Raw genomic sequence first — 17,212 nt, 5'->3', positions numbered from 1 at the left:
CGGCCGCGTGCCGGGCCGCCGCGGACGGTCGCTCAGACGGACCGCTCGGCCACGCCGTCCACCAACGACCGTAGTGCCTCGACGGCCGGACCGTCGCCCATCCCGTCCAGGAGCGCCCGCGCCTCGTCGGCCAGCCGGCGGGTGTGCCGCCGCGCCTCCTCCATGGCCGGGTGGGCGCGCAGGAGCCGCAGCGCCTCCTCCAGCTCGGCCGCACCCTCGACGGGGCGCCTGGTCAGCTCCACGAGGCGGGCGTCCGCGGGGTCGGTCGAGGTGCGCACGTACAGCACCGGGAGCGTGGCCTTGCCCTCCCGCAGGTCGGCGCCGGCCGGCTTGCCCGAGGTGTCCGAGGAGACGTCGAGCAGGTCGTCGGCCAGCTGGAAGACCACGCCCAGCTTCTCGCCGAACGCGGTCAGGGCCTCCACGGTCCGGGGCTCGCACCCGCCGAACATCGCCCCGTACCGGGCCGCCGTGGCGATGAGGGCACCGGTCTTGTCGGCGAGGATCTGCAGGTATGCCGCGACCGCCCCGTCGTCGTCGGCGTCCCCGGCCAGCACCGCCGCCTCGGCCCCGAGGGCCGCCTGCCGGTCGTCGCGGATCTGCCCGGCGCACAGCCGCACGAAGGTGTCCGCCTGGATGCGCACGGCCTCGGCGCCCAGGCCCGCCACGACGCTGGACGCCGTGCCGAAGAGCAGGTCCCCGACGAGGATGGCGGTCGCGTTGCCGTAGCGGGCGTTCGCGCTGGTCACCCCGCGGCGCAGGTCCGCCTCGTCCATGACGTCGTCGTGGTAGAGCGAGGCCAGGTGGGTCAGCTCGACCCCGACGGCCGCGTCGACCACCTGCTCGTTCCACCCCTGCCCGACCTCGCTGGCCAGCACGGTCAGGAGGGGACGGAAGCGCTTGCCGCCGGCGGCGACCAGGTGGCCGGAGGCCTCGGCGATGAAGGGGTCCTCGTGGTCGACGACCTCGGCCAGCCGGGAGGCGACCGCTCCCATGGCGTCCACGACCCGCGCCTGGAGCGCCTCGTCGATCCCCGGGACGGTGGGGACGACGGACGCTCCGGCGCTGGTGCCGACCGTCACCGCAGGAAGGTGGCGGTGCTCTGCGCCAGGTCGAGCAGCGGGGACGGCATGACGCCCAGGCCCAGGGTCACCACGAGACCGGTGACGATGGCCGTGGTGGTCAGCAGCGAGGGGTTGATCACGCTCGTGTCGCCGCTCTCCTCGTCACCGAGCCACATCACCACGACGAGCTTGAAGTAGATGTAGGCGGTCACCGCGCTGGCCAGGACACCCACGACGGCCAGCCAGGCCCATCCCTGGCTGATCGCGGCGGAGAACACCGCGAACTTGCCGGTGAAGCCGGACGTCAGCGGGATGCCGGTGAAGGCCAGCATGAGGAAGGTGAACGCGGCGGCCAGCCACGGGGCCCGTCGGCCGAGCCCGGCCCACTGGCCGACCTGGGAGGCCTCCGTGCCCGAGGAGCGCACCAGCGCGACGATGGCGAAGGCGGGGATCGTCATGAACCCGTAGGTCGCCAGGTAGAAGATCGTGCTGGAGATGCCGGCCTGGTCCATCGAGACGAGCCCGACGAGGATGAAGCCCGCGTGCGCCACCGAGGAGTAGGCCAGGATCCGCTTGACGTCGGTCTGCACGATGGCCATGAGCGCACCCACGACCATCGAGAGGGTGGCCACGGCCGCGATGATCGGCTGCCACTCGGTCCGGACGCCCTCCACGGCCACGTAGAACACCCGCAGCATCGCGCCGAAGGCGGCGACCTTGGTGCAGGCGGCCATGAAGCCGGTCACCGGGGTCGGAGCGCCCTGGTAGACGTCCGGGGTCCAGGCGTGGAACGGGACGGCGCCCACCTTGAACAGCAGGCCGACGGCCACGAGCAGGACGCCGGGGACCAGCAGTCCGTCCATCCCGACGTTGCTCGAGATCGCCAGGGCGATCTGGTCGAAGCGCATCGACCCGGCGTAGCCGTAGATGAGGACGGCGCCGAAGAGGAAGAAGGCCGAGCTGAAGGACCCCAGCAGGAAGTACTTCAGCGAGGCCTCCTGGGACAGCAGGCGGCGCCGGCGGGCCAGGCCCGCGAGGATGTAGAGCGGCAGCGAGAGCACCTCGAGCGCGATGAACAGGAGCAGCAGGTCGTTCGCGGCGACGAAGAGCATCATCCCGCCGACCGACATCAGCGTGAGCGGGAAGACCTCGGTGGTGGTGGCGCCGAGGCGGGCGGCCTGCGACTCCTCCGGGGACCCGGGGACCAGCGACCCCGCCTGGGTGAAGGTGTCGGGCTGCTGCCCGCCGAGCCGCTCGGCCATGACCATCAGGCCCAGCAGCGAGAGCACGAGGATGATCCCCTGCAGCAGCAGGGCCGGCCCGTCGAGGACGAGCACGGCGTCCGCGGTGCGGCCCTGGCGGTCCGGACCGAGCACGACGAGGGCCACGAAGGCCAGCACGAGCGTGGCCACGGAGAGGGGGACCTGCACGGCATACCGGCTCCCCCGGCCCGCGAAACCCTCCACGAGCACGCCGACGAGACCACCGACGAAGACGATGATCAGCGGAAGCAGGGCGATCCAGTCGATGTCGGGCGCGACGAAGACGTCGGTCATCAGCGGCCACTCCCCTCAGCGTTGGCGGTGTCGACGGCCGGCTCGGGGTCGCTCGTCCCCGCGTGCTGGAGCGTCTGCTCCACCGCGGGCTCGAGGACGTCCAGCACCGGCTGGGGGTAGAACCCCAGGATGAGGAACGCGGCGATGATCGGGGCGACGACGAACTTCTCGCGTCCGGTCATGTCCGGCACGTCGGCCAGCTGCGGCCGGGGGCCGGTGGCCACCTTCTGGTACATGACCAGGATGTAGACCGCGGCGAGGATCACGCCGAGGGCGGAGGCGAAGCCGAGCCACGGGTGCCGTTGGAACAGGCCGATGATGACCATGAACTCGCTGACGAAGGAGTTCAGGCCGGGCAGGGCCAGGCCGGAGAGGCCCGCCACGAGCAACGACCCGGCGATGAGCGGCGTGACGCGCTGCCAGCCGCCGAAGTCGCGCAGGTCGCGCGACCCGCGGCGCACGACGAGCATCCCGGCCACGAGGAAGAGCCCCGCGGTCGTGAACCCGTGGTTGACCATGTAGAGGGTCGCGCCGGTGCCGCCCACCGTGGTGAAGGCGAAGATGCCCAGGACGATGAAGCCGAAGTGGCTCACCGAGGTGTAGGCGATCAGGCGCATGATGTCGGTGGAGCCGATGGCCAGGAAGGCGCCGACGAACATGGACACCAGGGCCAGGGCCAGGATGAGGGGGGTCGCCCACTGGGTGGCCTCGGGGAACATCGTGACGACGAAACGGATCATGCCGTAGGTGCCGACCTTGTCGAGCACGCCGACCAGCAGCACCGAGGTCGCGGGACGGGCCTGCTCGGCCGCCAGCGGCAGCCAGGTGTGCACCGGCCACATCGGCGCCTTGATCGCGAAGGCGATGAAGAAGCCGACGAAGAGCCAGCGGCCCGCGGCCACGGACAGGTCCAGGCCGGTGAGGTTGGTGACGAGGAAGCCCTCCGGTCCGCGGGGACCGGCGAGGTAGACGCCGATGACCGCGACGAGCATCACCAGGCCGCCGACGAGGGAGTAGAGCAGGAAGGTCGTGGCGGCCTTCCAGCGCCGGGCCCCGCCGAACATCCCGATGAGGAAGAACACCGGGATGAGCATCGCCTCGAAGAAGACGTAGAAGAGGAACACGTCGATCGCGGCGAAGACGCCGACCATCATCGAGGCCAGGGCCAGCATGAGGGCGAAGTAGGTGTGCTGGCGGCGGTCCACGGCCGGCACGTCGTCCCAGGCGGCGACGATGCAGATCGGCACCAGGACCAGGCCCAGCAGGATCATCGTCAACGAGATGCCGTCGATGCCCAGGGCGTAGGAGACGCCGAACTGCGGGATCCAGGAGTAGGTCTCGGTCAGCTGGAACGCCTCGTCGGAGCCCGTGCGGAACTGCGTGGTCATCGCCACGCCGACCGCCAGGGTCAGCAGCGAGAAGCCGAGCGCGACCGGGCGCACCGCGGTGCTGGCCCGGGGCAGCAGGGCCACCACGAGCGCGCCGAGCAGCGGAAGCACCAGCAGGGTGGTCAACCAGGGAAAGTTCATCACTGCATCACCCACACGGCACCGAGGATGGCGACGACGCCGATCAGCATCGTCAGGGCATAGGAGCGGACGAACCCGTTCTGGGTCCTCCGCAGGACCGAGGCCAGCCCGGTCAGTCCGGCGGTGGTCCCGCCCGTGAGGCCGGCCTCGACCAGGTCGCGGTCGGTCTCGACGACCGTCGTGGACAGGGTCCGGGTCGGACCGACGAAGAAGGTGTCGTTGACGTCGTCCTGGTAGAGGTCGCGGCGGGCCGCCCGGGTCAGGGCGGAGCCGTGCGGGGCCGTCTGCGGGACGTCGCCGGCGACGTACATCTTCCAGGCCAGCCCGGCGCCGAGCACCATGAGGACGAACACCGAGATCTGGATCGCCAGCAGCGGGATCAGCGGCTCCCCGTGCTCGACCGTGCCGAACACCGGGTCCAGCCAGCCGGTGAGGATGCCCGTCGGGTAGAGGGCGGCGCCCAGGACCAGCGACCCGACGGCGAGGACCATCATCGGCACGGTCATCGTCAGCGGAGCCTCGTGCGGGTGCACGTCCTCGGTCCAGCGGGCCTTGCCGTGGAAGGTCATGAAGAACAGGCGGGACATGTAGAAGGCGGTGATCCCCGCGCCGAGCAGCGCGACCAGGCCGAAGACCCAGCCCTGCCAGCCCGGGGCGGTGAAGGCCGACTCGATGATGTGGTCCTTGGAGAACCAGCCGGCGGTGAACGGGAAGCCGATGATCGCCAACCAGCCCGCGCCGAAGGTCAGCCAGGTGATCTTCACCTTCGTGCTCAGCGCTCCGAAGCGGCGCATGTCGACCTGGTCGTTCATCGCGTGCATGACCGAGCCGGCGCCCAGGAACATCCCGGCCTTGAAGAAGCCGTGGGTCAGCAGGTGGAAGATGGCGTAGACGTAGCCGATCGGGCCCAGGCCCACGGCGAGCATCATGTAGCCGATCTGGGACATCGTCGAGGCTGCGAGCGCCTTCTTGATGTCGTCCTTGGCCGAGCCGACGATCGCCCCGTAGATCAGCGTGATCGCGCCGACGACGGCCACGACCAGGCGGGCGTCGGGCGTGAGGTCGTAGATCGCCTGCGAGCGGGCCACGAGGTAGACGCCCGCGGTGACCATGGTCGCCGCGTGGATGAGCGCCGACACCGGGGTGGGACCGGCCATCGCGTCGCCCAGCCAGCTCTGCAGCGGGAACTGGGCCGACTTGCCGGTGGCCCCCAGCAGCAGCGCCAGCCCGATGAGGGTGAGCACGGTGCCGCTGGCGCCGGAGGCGTTGGCGTGCACCGTCGCGTAGTCGAGCGCGCCGAACGTGGCGAGCATGAGCGCCATCGCGGTGATCAGGCCGAAGTCGCCGATCCGGTTGACGATGAACGCCTTGTTGGCCGCCGCCGCGTAGGCGGGGTTGGAGTTCCAGAACCCGATGAGCAGGTAGGAGGCCAGTCCGACGCCCTCCCAGCCGACGAACAGCAGCATGTAGGAGTCCGCCAGCACCAGCAGCAGCATCGCCGCCACGAAGAGGTTGAGGTAGGCGAAGAACCGGCGCTTGTCGGGGTCGTGCTCCATGTACCCCAGGGAGTACACGTGGATGAGGGAGCCCACGAAGGTGATGAGCATGACGAAGGCCATCGACAGCGGGTCCATGAGCAGGCCGGCGGTGAGCGAGAGCTCCCCCGCTGCGACCCACTCCCACAGCGGCAGCTGCAGCGCCCGCTCCTCGGGGGCCAGACCCAGCATCTGCACGATCACCAGGACGCCGACGGCGAAGGAGGACCAGGACAGCACGGTGGCCAGCAGCGGGCCCCACCGGTCGGTGGCACGGCCGCCGAGCAGCAGCAGGGCCGCACCGAGCAGGGGCAGCGCGACCATCAGCCACCCGACCTGGGCCACGCCGCCGTCGACGGCGGAGTAGGTCCCGGTGTTGGTGCCGACGTCGGCGGCCGCAGGGGCGACGCTGAGCAGCGTCGTTTCGAGCAAGGACACGTCAGCTCGCTCCTTACAGCTTCAAGAGGTTGGCGTCGTCGACCGAGGCCGACCGGCGCGCACGGAAGATGGCCATGATGATCGCCAGCCCGACGACGACCTCGGCGGCGGCGACCACCATGACGAACAGGGCGTAGACCTGCCCGTCGAGGGTGCCGTGCATGCGCGAGAAGGTCACCAGCGCCAGGTTGCAGGCGTTGAGCATCAGCTCGATGCCCATGAAGACGATGATCGTGTTGCGCCGGACGAGCACCGTGACGGCGCCGAGCGTGAACAGGACCACCGACAGGTAGATGTAGGCCTCGAGCCCCATCAGCGCTCACCCTCCCCGGGGCTGGTTCCCGACCCGGTCGTGGACCCGGTCGTCGGTCCGTGCGTGCGGGCCCCCGCCGCCACCTCACCGGTGGCGGTCTGCGTCGGCTGCGCCGCACCCTGGTGCCCGGCGTCCGCCGGGGGGGTGCCGTCGGCCACCTCGGGCTCGTGCTCGACCGTGGTCTCCCGCGGGTCCTGCAGGCGGTAGGCGGACGGCGAGCCCACCTGGCCGCGGGCGACCAGCACCCGGGGCACCGACGCCTCCACGGGGGTGCCGTCGGGCGCCAGCGCCGGGGTGTCCGCGGCGTTGTGCCGGGCGTAGACGCCCGGGTTGGGCTTGCCGGCGAGCCAGCGGCCCGAGCGCATCTTCGCCTCGCTCCACTCCCGCTGGGTGCGGCGGGGCGTGAGGCGCTCGCGGTGCGCCATCACCATCGCGCCCATGACCGCGATGACGAGCAGGGCGCCGAGCACCTCGAAGGAGAGCACCTGCCGCTCGAAGATCTCGCGGGCCAGGCCGGTGACCGGCCCCTCCGCCTGCACCTGGGACAGACCAACGGCCTGCGGCCAGGCGACCCGGCTCAGCCCGAAGACGGCCACCGCGGCGAACAGCGCGCCGAGGAGGAAGGCCCAGAACCGCTGGCCGCGCAGGGTCTCCACCATCGAGTCGGAGGCGTCCACCCCCACGGTCATGACGACGAAGAGGAAGAGCATCATCACCGCGCCGGAGTAGACGAAGATCTGGATGATCCCGACGAACTCGGCGTCCTGGGTGATGTAGAGGATCCCCAGGCCGACCATCGCCATGGCCATCGCCATCGCGGCGTGCACGGCCCGGCGTGAGAAGAGCAGCCCTAGGGCGCCCACGACCGTCACGACGGCGATCACCCAGAAGACGAGGGTCTCGCCCCCGCCCATGACCTCGGCCCCGGGGGTGGGGGTCATCGGGCCACCTCCTCGTGGCTCGGGTCGCCCGGCTCCGGCTCGGTCCGGGCCTCACGGTCGGCGACGTGGTCCTTCTGCGCCTGGGTGGGCCCGGTGACCCGACCCCGGTAGTAGTCGCGCTCCTCCATGCCCTCGGCCATCGGGAACGGCGGCGTGAGCATGTCGGGGCGCAGCGGGGCCAGCAGCTGGTGCTTCTCGTAGATGAGGGGACGACGGCTGGCGTCGGTCATCTCGTACTCGTTCGTCATCGTCAGGGCCCGGGTCGGGCACGCCTCGATGCACAGGCCGCAGAAGATGCAGCGCAGGTAGTTGATCTGGTAGACGCGGCCGTAGCGCTCGCCCGGGGAGAACCGGGCCTCGTCGATGTTGTCCGCGCCCTCGACGTAGATCGCGTCGGCGGGGCAGGCCCAGGCGCACAGCTCGCAGCCCACGCACTTCTCCAGCCCGTCGGGGTGACGGTTGAGCTGGTGACGCCCGTGGAACCGCTTGGCGGTCGGACGCCTCTCCTCGGGGTACTCCTGGGTGGGGACCTTCTTGAACTGCTGGGCGAAGGTCACCCCGAACCCGGCGACCGGGGCGAAGAGCTGTCCGAGCAGGCCGGACTCCTCCTTGCCGCCGGTCGGGTCGCTGGCCCGTCGGGCCGGGGCGTCGGCCTGGGCGCGACGGGTCGGGGAGGTCTCCTCCGTCCCGCGGGTGGTCGGATCGGTCGGGTCAGCCACGGCGGTCCTCCGGGGTCGGGTCGGTCTCGGCGCTGGGGCGGGTCGTGGTCACCGGCGGGGCGGCGGCGACGGCGCGCCGGGGCTCCACCAGCTTCTGGCCCGGCAGCGGGGGCACCGGGTAGCCGTCGGCGAAGGGGTCCACCTCGGTCGGCACCTCCATCCGCTCCTCGCGCTCGGCGGTCCGGCGCTGGGTGTAGTGGTCCCAGACCAGGATCCCGGCGACGACGAACACGCCGATGATGATGAGGGTCAGCACGAGCGGCCACACGCCGTCACCGAAGTAGCCCTCCTGGGCGGCGCGGATCATCATCACCGCGATCACCCAGACCAGGGACAGCGGGATGAGGATCTTCCATCCCAGCTTCATGAACTGGTCGTAGCGCACCCGGGGCAGGGTGCCGCGCAGCCAGACGTAGAACCAGATGAAGACCCACATCTTGAGGGTGAACCACAGCAGCCCCCACCACCCCTGGTCGAACATGCCGTCGGCGACGAGGTTGATCGGCCAGGGCGCGTGCCAGCCCCCCAGGAACAGGGTGGTGGCCAGGCCGGAGACGGTGAACATGTTGATGTACTCACCGAGGAAGAACATGCCGAACTTCATCGAGGAGTACTCGGTGTGGAACCCGCCGCCCAGCTCACCCTCGCCCTCGGCCAGGTCGAACGGCAACCGGTTGGTCTCGCCGACCATGGTGATGACGTAGACGACGAAGCTGAAGAACAGCGGCACGACGTACCACATCGGCAGTCCGAGCACGGTGGTCTGCGCCTGGGCGTCCACGATCTGGCTGGTCGACATCGACCCGGCGTAGAGGAAGACGGCGACCAGCGACAGGCCCATGGCGATCTCGTAGGAGACCACCTGCGCGGTGGAGCGCAGCCCGCCCAGCAGGGGGTAGGTCGAGCCCGAGGACCAGCCGGCCAGCACGAAGCCGTAGGCCGCCACACCCGCGACGGCCAGCACCAGCAGGACCGCGACCGGGGTGTCGGTCAGCTGCAGCGGGGTCGTGTGCCCGAACATCCGCACGTCGCCGCCGAGCGGGATGATCGCGAAGGCGACGAAGGCCAGGCTCGCGACCAGCAGCGGGGCGGCGAAGAACATCAGGCGGTCCGCGTTCTTGGGAGTCACGTCCTCCTTGAGGAAGAGCTTGATCCCGTCCGCGGCGGTCTGCAGGATGCCGAGCGGGCCGAGCCTGTTGGGGCCCGGGCGCTGCTGCATCCGGCCGACCACGCGGCGCTCGAACCAGATGACGACGACGACCGAGATCATCAGGTAGACGAACAGCAGCGCCGCCTTGACGAACGACAGCCACAGCGGGGTGTCGCTGAAGTCGGCCGACGGCAGGTCCTCGGTCACCAGCGGCATCGCCGCCGGCACCTGGGCCAGCGCCAGCAGGTCGGGGTATGCCGCAAGCATGCTCATGCCTTCCCTCGCTGGTTCTGCGGGGTGGCCGCGGGCGCGGCCGTGATCCGCACGACGGCACCGGCGTCGACCCCGAGGGTCGCCCGCACCGCGGAGCCGGCGGAGTTGGTCGGGACCCAGACGACCCCGTCGTGCATGGCGGTCACCACCACGGGCAGGACGATCTCGCCCCGGTCGGTGGACACCGCGAGCAGCTCGCCGTCGCCGGCCCCGGCCGCGGCGGCGGTGGCCGCCGAGACCCGTGCGACGGGACGCGGTGCGGTGCCGGCCAGGAACGGCTCGCCGTCCTGCAGCGCGCCGGCGTCGAGCAGGTGGTGCCAGGTCGCGAGCACGGCCTCACCCTGCCCCGGGGCGGCCGGGCCGGCCGGGGAGACCTGCGGGGCCGGCGACGAGCCGCTGCCGGTGCCCAGGGCCGTGAGCTCCTGCCGGACGGCGGAGACCGTCCCGGTGCCCAGCCGCACGCCCATGGCGTCGGCGAGACGGTCCAGGATGACGTGGTCGGAGGAGGAGGCCGAGTCGAGGGCCTGCTCGAACGGCCGGAGCCGCCCCTCCCAGGTGGCGTAGGCGCCGGACTTCTCCTGCTGCGGGGCGACGGGCAGGATGACGTCGGCGTACTCGTGCACGGTGCTCTCCCGCACCTCCAGGGACACCACGAAGGTGTTCGCCAGGGCGCGACGGGCCAGCTCGGGGTCGGGCAGGTCCTCCACCTCGACCCCGCCGACGACCAGCGCCGACAGCTCGCCACGGGCGGCGGCGGCCAGGATCTCTGCGGTGTCCCGGCCGGCCCCGGCCGGGACCGGGCGACCGGCGGCCCAGACCGCGGCCACGTCCTCCCGCGCCGACGCGTCGGTGACCGGGCGGCCACCGGGCAGCAGGTTGGGCATCGCCCCGACCTCCACGGCCCCCCGCTCCCCCGCGCGGCGGGGCACCCAGGCCAGCGCGGTCCCGGTGAGCTCGGCCAGCGCGGCGGCCGCGGACAGCGCACCGGGCACGGTCGCCATCCGCTCGCCCACCAGGATCACCGAGCCGCTGCCCAGGGAGTCGGAGGCGGCGTGGTACTCGTTCACCGGGCCGCCGTCGACGTCGACCGGGACGGCCGTGCCATCGACGGGGTCCCCACCCTGGCGACGCCGGCCGGCCAGGGCGCCGAGGACCTCGGCCTCGGTGCCCGGCGCGGAGGCCAGCAGCGTGCCGTCCACCTTCGTCAGGCCCCGGGTGGCGAACGGGGCGACCGCGTAGACCTGGGTCTTGTTCCGCCGGACCGCCTTGCGCAGCCGCAGGAAGACGATCGGGCTCTCCTCCTCCGGCTCCAGGCCGACGAGGAGGACGGAGGAGGCGTGCTCCAGGGTCTCGTAGCTCACGTCCCGACGGCCGACCACGCTGGCGGCCAGGAAGTCGGCCTCCTCGGCGCTGTGCGGCCGGGCACGGTGGTCGACGTCGTTGGTGCCGAGGGCCACCCGGGCGAACTTGCTCCAGGCATAGGCGTCCTCGACGCTGGCCCGGCCACCCACGAGCAGCCCCACGCCACCGGCGTCCCGGGCCGCCGAGAGGCCGCGGGCGGCCGCCTCGTACGCGGCGCGCCAGGGGGCGACGGCATACTCCCCGTCCTGGCCGCGGACCACGGGGTCGCGCAGGCGGTCGGGCAGGGTGGGATAGGTGAAGGCCCAGCGGCCCTTGTCGCAGTTCCACTCCTCGTTGACCTGCGGGTCGTTCAGCGCCATCCGGCGCAGCACGGTGCCTCGGCGGTGGTCGGTGCGGATCGAGCAGCCCGACGCGCAGTGCTCGCACACGCTGGGCGTGGACACCAGGTCGAAGGGCCGCGACCGGAAGCGGTAGGCCGCGCCCGTGAGCGCGCCGACGGGGCAGATCTGGACCGTGTTGCCCGAGAAGTAGCTCTCGAACGGCTTCTCCTCGTAGATCCCCACCTGCTGCAGCGCCCCCCGCTCGATGAGGGCGATGAACGGGTCCCCGGCGATCTGGTCGGAGAAGCGGGTGCAGCGCGCGCACAGGATGCAGCGCTCGCGGTCCAGGAGGACCTGGGAGGAGATGTTGATCGGCTTGGGGAAGGTGCGCTTGATGTCGTCGAAGCGCGAGGTCGGCCGACCGTTGGACATGGCCTGGTTCTGCAGGGGGCACTCGCCGCCCTTGTCGCAGACCGGGCAGTCCAGCGGGTGGTTGATGAGCAGCATCTCCATGATGCCGTGCTGCGCCTTGTCGGCGACCGGGCTGGTGTGGTGGGTGTTGACGACCATGCCCTCGGAGACCGTCATGGTGCACGAGGCCTGCGGCTTGGGCATCGCCTTGACGTTGCCCTCGCGGTCCGGCGTCGCCACGTCGACGAGGCACTGGCGGCACGCGCCGACCGGGTCCAGGAGCGGGTGGTCGCAGAAGCGTGGGATCTGGATCCCGATCTCCTCGGCGGCGCGGATGACCAGCGTGCCCTCCGGGACGCTGACCGGGACGTCGTCGATGGTCAGGGTGACCTGGGGGACCTCGGGCTCGGTCGGTGGCTCGGCGTTGCCCCCGTCGGTCACCGCGTTGCCGCCGGCGGCAGGAGAGGTGTTGACACTCATGCGGGCTGCGTCTCCTTCGCGAACAGCGTCGAGCGCTCGGGCGGGAACAGCTCGTGCCAGGGGGTGTGCATGCCGGCCTCGAACTCCTCCCGGAAGTACTGGATGGCCGAGGTGATCGGGCTCGTGGCTCCGTCACCGAGGGCGCAGAACGCCCGGCCCAGGATGTTGTCGCAGATGTCGTCGAGCTTCTCGATGTCGCCGGGCAGACCCTGGCCCGCCTCGAGGCGCATCATGATCTGCTTGAGCCAGAAGGTGCCCTCCCGGCAGGGGGTGCACTTGCCGCAGGACTCGTGGGCGTAGAAGTCGGTCCACCGCGAGACGGCGCGCACCACCGAGGTGGTCTCGTCGAAGATCTGCAGCGCCCGGGTCCCCAGCATCGATCCCTCGGCGGCCACCGACTCGAAGTCCAGCGGGACGTCGAGGTGGGCGTCGGTGAAGATCGGCGTCGAGGACCCGCCGGGGGTCCAGAACTTGAGCCGGTGGCCCTCGCGGACCCCGCCGGCCATCTCGAGCAGCTCGCGCAGGGTGATGCCCAGCGGCGCCTCGTACTGACCGGGACGGGTGACGTGCCCGGACAGGCTGAAGATGCCGAAGCCCTTGGACTTCTCGGTGCCCATGTCGGAGAACCAGTCGGCCCCGTGGAGGACGATCGGGGGGATGGAGGCGATGCTCTCGACGTTGTTGACCACGGTGGGGCGGGCGTACAGGCCCGCGACCGCGGGGAACGGGGGCTTGAGGCGGGGCTGGCCGCGCCGCCCCTCCAGGGAGTCCAGCAGGGCCGTCTCCTCGCCGCAGATGTAGGCGCCCGCACCGGCGTGGACGGTGATGTCCAGGTCGAAGCCGGAGCCGAGGATGTCCTTGCCGAGGTAGCCCCGGTCGTAGGCCTCCTCGACCGCGCGCAGGAGGCGGCGGTAGACGTGCACGACCTCGCCCCGCACGTAGATGAAGGCGTGGTCGCAGCCGATGGCGTAGCTGGTGATGATCATGCCCTCGATGAGGAACTGCGGGGCGGCCATCATCAGCGGGACGTCCTTGCAGGTGCCCGGCTCGGACTCGTCGGCGTTGACCACCAGGTAGCGGGGTCCGCCGTCCGGCGGGGGCAGGAAGCCCCACTTCATCCCGGTGGGGAAGCCCGCTCCGCCGCGCCCTCGCAGGCCGGAGTCCTTGGCCGCCTGGACCAGGTCCTCGGCGGGCGCCTCCAGGGCGCGGCGCAGGGCCTGGTAGCCCTCGTTGGCCTCGTAGGTGTCCATGGTCCAGGACCGGGGGTCGTCCCAGAACCTGGTCAGGATCGGGGTCAGCTGCGTGCTCACTGGCCGTCCTCCTTCTCCCCGGCCGGCGTGCCGTCGCCGACCTCGGCGTCGCCCGGCTTCTCGTCGGGCTCGTTGGTGGGGGCGTTCACCGAGTCGTGCCGCCCGGCGGCCAGACCGCCCTGCCGGCCCTCGGCCGTGGCGTCGGTGTCGGTGTCGCCCTCGTCCTGCTGGGCCACCGGGGCGGTCCAGCCGTGCTCCTCGGCCACGCGCAGCCCCTCCAGGGAGGGGCCTCCGGCGCCGGGACCCTCGTCCGCGAGCCCGTCGGGGAAGCCGGCCAGCACGCGGGAGACCTGCTTGAACGTGCAGACCCTCGACGCGCCCCGGGTGGGGGTGACCTGCTCGCCCGCACGCAGCCGGTCGACCAGCTCCTTGGTGGAGGCCGGCGTCTGCTGGTCGAAGAACTCCCAGTTGACCATGACGACGGGCGCGTAGTCGCAGGCGGCGTTGCACTCCACCCGCTCGAGGGTGACCCGACCGTCCTCGGTCGTCTCGTCGTGGCCGATCCCCAGGTGCTCGCTGACCTCGTCGAAGATCTGGTCGCCGCCCATGATGGCGCACAGGGTGTTGGTGCACACCCCGACGGTGTACTCGCCGTTGGGGTGGCGCTTGTACTGGGTGTAGAACGTGGCCACCCCGCTGACCTCGGCGGTGGTCAGCTCCAGCTGCTCGGCGCAGAACTGGACCCCCCGGCCGGTGATGTAGCCGTCCACGGACTGCACCAGGTGCAGCAGCGGCAGCAGTGCCGAGCGCTTCTGCGGGTAGCGCACCACGATCTCGGCGGCGTCCGCCCGCAGCTGCGCGAGGACCTCCTCGGCGTACGGCTCCTCCGAGGCGTGCAACGGGGTGTGGTGGTGCAGCCCCGACCCGGGGTGGGCGTCGTGCCCGGCGGGGCCGTGGTCGGTCCCGGTGCCGGGCGGCCGTCCTCCGTCGGTGTGGGTGCTCATCGGTCCACGCCTCCCATCACGGGGTCGATCGAGGCGACGGCGACGATGACGTCGGCGATGAGGCCGCCCTCCGACAGCGCCGACGCGGCTTGCAGGTTGTGGAAGCTGGGGTCGCGGAAGTGCGCCCGGTAGGGCCGGGTGCCGCCGTCGGAGACGACGTGCACGCCGAGCTCGCCCTTGGGCGACTCGATCGCGGCGTAGGCCTGGCCCGGCGGCACCCGGAAGCCCTCGGTGACCAGCTTGAAGTGGTGGATGAGCGCCTCCATGGACTCGCCCATGATGTCCCGGATGTGGTCCAGGCTGTTGCCCTGGCCGTCGGCGCCCACGGACAGCTGGGCGGGCCAGGCGATCTTCTTGTCGGCCACCATCACCGGGTCGCCCTGGCTGGCGCGCAGCCGCTCGATCGCCTGGTCGGCGATCCGCAACGACTGCCAGATCTCGTCGAAGCGGATGACCACGCGGGAGTAGGCGTCGGAGTCGCGACGCGTGACCACGTCGAACTCGTAGGTCTCGTAGCCGCAGTAGGGGTCCAGCTTGCGCAGGTCGTGCGGAAGCCCGGTGGACCGCAGGATCGGGCCGGTGACCCCCAGCGCCATGCACCCGGCCAGCGAGAGGTGGCCGACGTCGACGGTGCGGCCCTTGAAGACCGGGTTCTCCAGGAGCAGCAGCTCCAGCTGGCGGATGCCGCGGCGCAGCTCGGGCAGCTCGGCCTCGAGCTGGTCCAGGTGCTCGGGGAGCACGTCCTGGGCCACCCCGCCGGGGCGCACGTAGGCGTGGTTCATCCGCAGGCCGGAGATGGCCTCCAGGAAGCGCAGGATGCGCTCGCGCTCGCGGAAGCCGGTCGTCATGATCGTGGTGGCTCCCAGCTCCATCCCACCCGTCGCCAGGGCGATGAGGTGGGAGGAGATCCGGTTCAGCTCCATCGTCAGGACCCGGATGTCGCTGGCCCGGCGCGGGATCTGGTCGGTGATGCCGAGCAGCTTCTCCACGGCCAGGCAGTAGGCGGCCTCGTTGAAGATCGGCGTCAGGTAGTCCATCCGGGTGCAGAACGTGGTCCCCTGCACCCAGGTGCGGTACTCCATGTTCTTCTCGATGCCGGTGTGCAGGAAGCCGATGCCCGCGCGTGCCTCGCGGACCGTCTCGCCGTCGAGCTCCAGGACGAGCCGGAGCACGCCGTGGGTCGAGGGGTGCTGCGGGCCCATGTTGACCACGATCCGCTCGGCCCCCAGGGTCGCCACGTCCTTGGCGATCTCGTCCCAGTCCCCCCCGGCTGCGTCGTAGACGGCCCCGCCGTCGACGGAGTCGACGGTCGGGCCGCCCTCGGCGTAGAGGTCGGTCGGTGTCGAGGCCAGGTGCTCGGCGCCCTCGCCGGCCTTGGTGTCGGCCCGGCGGGGGCCGGTGTCGGTGTGGGTGGGGTCGATGGTCACGAGTAGCTCCTCCGCTGGTCCGGCGCGGGGATGGTGGCGCCCTTGTACTCCACCGGGACCCCGCCGAGCGGGTAGTCCTTGCGCTGGGGGTGGCCGGCCCAGTCGTCCGGCATGAGGATCCTGGTCAGGCCCGGGTGACCGTCGAAGACGATCCCGAACATGTCGAAGGTCTCCCGCTCGTGCCAGTCGTTGCCGGGGTAGATGTCCACGATCGAGGGCACGTGCGGGTCGGCGTCGGGACAGGTGACCTCGAAGCGCACCCGGCGCCCGCCGTTGGTGATCGACAGGAAGTGGTAGACCGCGTGCAGCTCGGCCCCCTCGTGCTCGGGCAGGTGCACGCCGGAGACCCCGGAGCACATCTCGAAGCGCAGGCGGGCGTCGTCGCGCAGCGGCTGGAGCAGCTCGCGCAGGTGCTCGCGCCGGGTGACGAGGGTCAGCTCGCCCCGGTCCACGACGACCCGCTCGATCCCGGCCTCGAACGCCTCCGGTGCCGCGTCGCGCAGGGCGTCGACGACCTCGTCGAAGTAGGAGCCGTAGGGCCGCTCGGCGGCACCCGGGTAGAGGACGGGGGTCTTCAGGCCGCCGTAGCCGCTGGTGTCGGTGCCCAGGGACCCGCCGAACATGCCCCGGCGGGAGGCCACCGGCACCGGTTCGCCCGGCGTCCCGACCCTCGTCGGCACCGCCCCGGCCGCCCCCTCCTGGGCGTGCGTGGTGTCCGCCAGCTGGTCCTCGTCCTGGCGCGGCTGGTGGGCCTCGTCGCGGGTGCTCCCCTCCGCGGGCGGGGTCTTCTCCTCGCTCATGCCAGCAGCCCCTTCATCTCCTGCCGGGGCACCGCGGCCAGCGCGGCGGCCTCGGCCGCCCGCGCCGCCTGCTCGCGGTGCACGCCGAACTTGAACTCCCTGATCTGGCGCTGCAGCTCCAGGATCGCGTTGAGCAGCATCTCGGGGCGGGGCGGACAGCCCGGCAGGTAGATGTCCACCGGGACGATGTGGTCCACGCCCTGGACGATCGCGTAGTTGTTGAACATGCCGCCGGAGCTGGCGCACACGCCCATGGAGATGACCCACTTGGGGTTGGGCATCTGGTCGTAGACCTGGCGCACGACGGGAGCCATCTTCTGGGACACCCGCCCGGCCACGATCATCAGGTCGGCCTGACGGGGGGTCGCGGCGAAGCGCTCCATCCCGAAGCGGGCGATGTCGTAGTCGGGGGTGCCGACGGCCATCATCTCGATGGCGCAGCAGGCCAGCCCGAACGTCGCCGGCCACACCGACTGCTGCCGCAGCTGCCCGGCGAGCCCCTCGACGGTCGAGAGCAGGATGCCGCCGGGAATCTTGTCCTCAAGACCCATCTGTCTCACTCATCCTTCCGCCGGTCGGGGCGCTCGCCCCGGTCACCGGCACCTCGTCGCACCCGCTGACGTCCCTGTCCCTGTCGCTGTCC

The 17,212-nt window shown here is 71.5% G+C and carries 14 protein-coding genes; all 14 read right to left on the bottom strand.

Translation table 11 applies throughout. The features are described from left to right. Positions 1 to 32: 32 nt before the first annotated feature. The 14 genes from ACWHYA_RS08280 to ACWHYA_RS08215 all read right to left on the bottom strand — a co-directional run bounded on the left by ACWHYA_RS08280 (position 33) and on the right by ACWHYA_RS08215 (position 17,120). Entirely contained in the window at positions 33 to 1,079 is a 1,047-nt protein-coding gene (locus tag ACWHYA_RS08280; protein ID WP_425943120.1) for a polyprenyl synthetase family protein, read from the bottom strand. Further along, a complete protein-coding gene (gene nuoN, locus ACWHYA_RS08275; protein ID WP_425943121.1) occupies positions 1,076 to 2,617 on the bottom strand; it encodes an NADH-quinone oxidoreductase subunit NuoN in 1,542 nt (513 codons plus the stop codon). Before nuoN ends, ACWHYA_RS08280 begins: the two co-directional genes overlap by 4 nt. Continuing rightward, on the bottom strand, positions 2,617 to 4,146 hold the full coding sequence (locus ACWHYA_RS08270; RefSeq protein WP_425943122.1) for an NADH-quinone oxidoreductase subunit M: 1,530 nt from the start codon (positions 4,144 to 4,146) through the stop codon (positions 2,617 to 2,619). The genes nuoN and ACWHYA_RS08270 overlap by 1 nt, the downstream gene beginning before the upstream one ends. After that, complete coding sequence (nuoL, locus tag ACWHYA_RS08265) at positions 4,146 to 6,005, bottom strand: NADH-quinone oxidoreductase subunit L (protein ID WP_425943305.1); 1,860 nt, start codon at positions 6,003 to 6,005, stop codon at positions 4,146 to 4,148. Before nuoL ends, ACWHYA_RS08270 begins: the two co-directional genes overlap by 1 nt. Positions 6,006 to 6,132: 127 nt before the next feature. Further along, complete coding sequence (gene nuoK / locus ACWHYA_RS08260; protein ID WP_425943123.1) at positions 6,133 to 6,432, bottom strand: NADH-quinone oxidoreductase subunit NuoK; 300 nt, start codon at positions 6,430 to 6,432, stop codon at positions 6,133 to 6,135. Further along, on the bottom strand, positions 6,432 to 7,373 hold the full coding sequence (locus ACWHYA_RS08255) for an NADH-quinone oxidoreductase subunit J (RefSeq protein ID WP_425943124.1): 942 nt from the start codon (positions 7,371 to 7,373) through the stop codon (positions 6,432 to 6,434). The genes nuoK and ACWHYA_RS08255 overlap by 1 nt, the downstream gene beginning before the upstream one ends. Beyond that, the gene (gene nuoI, locus ACWHYA_RS08250; protein WP_425943125.1) at positions 7,370 to 8,092 is read right to left on the bottom strand and encodes an NADH-quinone oxidoreductase subunit NuoI; all 723 of its coding nucleotides are present in this window, start codon (positions 8,090 to 8,092) and stop codon (positions 7,370 to 7,372) included. Before nuoI ends, ACWHYA_RS08255 begins: the two co-directional genes overlap by 4 nt. Then, the gene (gene nuoH / locus ACWHYA_RS08245; protein WP_425943126.1) at positions 8,085 to 9,515 is read right to left on the bottom strand and encodes an NADH-quinone oxidoreductase subunit NuoH; all 1,431 of its coding nucleotides are present in this window, start codon (positions 9,513 to 9,515) and stop codon (positions 8,085 to 8,087) included. Before nuoH ends, nuoI begins: the two co-directional genes overlap by 8 nt. After that, positions 9,512 to 12,088 (bottom strand): NADH-quinone oxidoreductase subunit G, encoded by a 2,577-nt coding sequence (locus ACWHYA_RS08240; RefSeq protein ID WP_425943127.1) that lies wholly within the window; start codon positions 12,086 to 12,088, stop codon positions 9,512 to 9,514. Before ACWHYA_RS08240 ends, nuoH begins: the two co-directional genes overlap by 4 nt. Beyond that, positions 12,085 to 13,398, bottom strand: a complete 1,314-nt coding sequence (gene nuoF / locus ACWHYA_RS08235) for an NADH-quinone oxidoreductase subunit NuoF (RefSeq protein WP_425943128.1) — start codon at positions 13,396 to 13,398, stop codon at positions 12,085 to 12,087. The genes ACWHYA_RS08240 and nuoF overlap by 4 nt, the downstream gene beginning before the upstream one ends. Beyond that, positions 13,395 to 14,342: an NADH-quinone oxidoreductase subunit NuoE gene (gene nuoE / locus ACWHYA_RS08230; protein WP_425943129.1), complete on the bottom strand. Its 948-nt coding sequence runs from the start codon at positions 14,340 to 14,342 to the stop codon at positions 13,395 to 13,397. The genes nuoF and nuoE overlap by 4 nt, the downstream gene beginning before the upstream one ends. After that, entirely contained in the window at positions 14,339 to 15,769 is a 1,431-nt protein-coding gene (locus ACWHYA_RS08225) for an NADH-quinone oxidoreductase subunit D (RefSeq protein WP_425943130.1), read from the bottom strand. The genes nuoE and ACWHYA_RS08225 overlap by 4 nt, the downstream gene beginning before the upstream one ends. Beyond that, complete coding sequence (locus ACWHYA_RS08220; RefSeq protein WP_425943131.1) at positions 15,766 to 16,569, bottom strand: NADH-quinone oxidoreductase subunit C; 804 nt, start codon at positions 16,567 to 16,569, stop codon at positions 15,766 to 15,768. Before ACWHYA_RS08220 ends, ACWHYA_RS08225 begins: the two co-directional genes overlap by 4 nt. Then, positions 16,566 to 17,120 carry a NuoB/complex I 20 kDa subunit family protein gene (locus ACWHYA_RS08215; protein ID WP_425943132.1) on the bottom strand — a complete coding sequence of 185 codons (555 nt, stop codon included), beginning with the start codon at positions 17,118 to 17,120 and terminating at the stop codon, positions 16,566 to 16,568. The genes ACWHYA_RS08220 and ACWHYA_RS08215 overlap by 4 nt, the downstream gene beginning before the upstream one ends. Positions 17,121 to 17,212 lie beyond the last annotated feature (92 nt).

The organism is Ornithinimicrobium carbonis (genome assembly GCF_977012275.1).
This window is presented reverse-complemented; position numbering and strand designations above follow the sequence as displayed.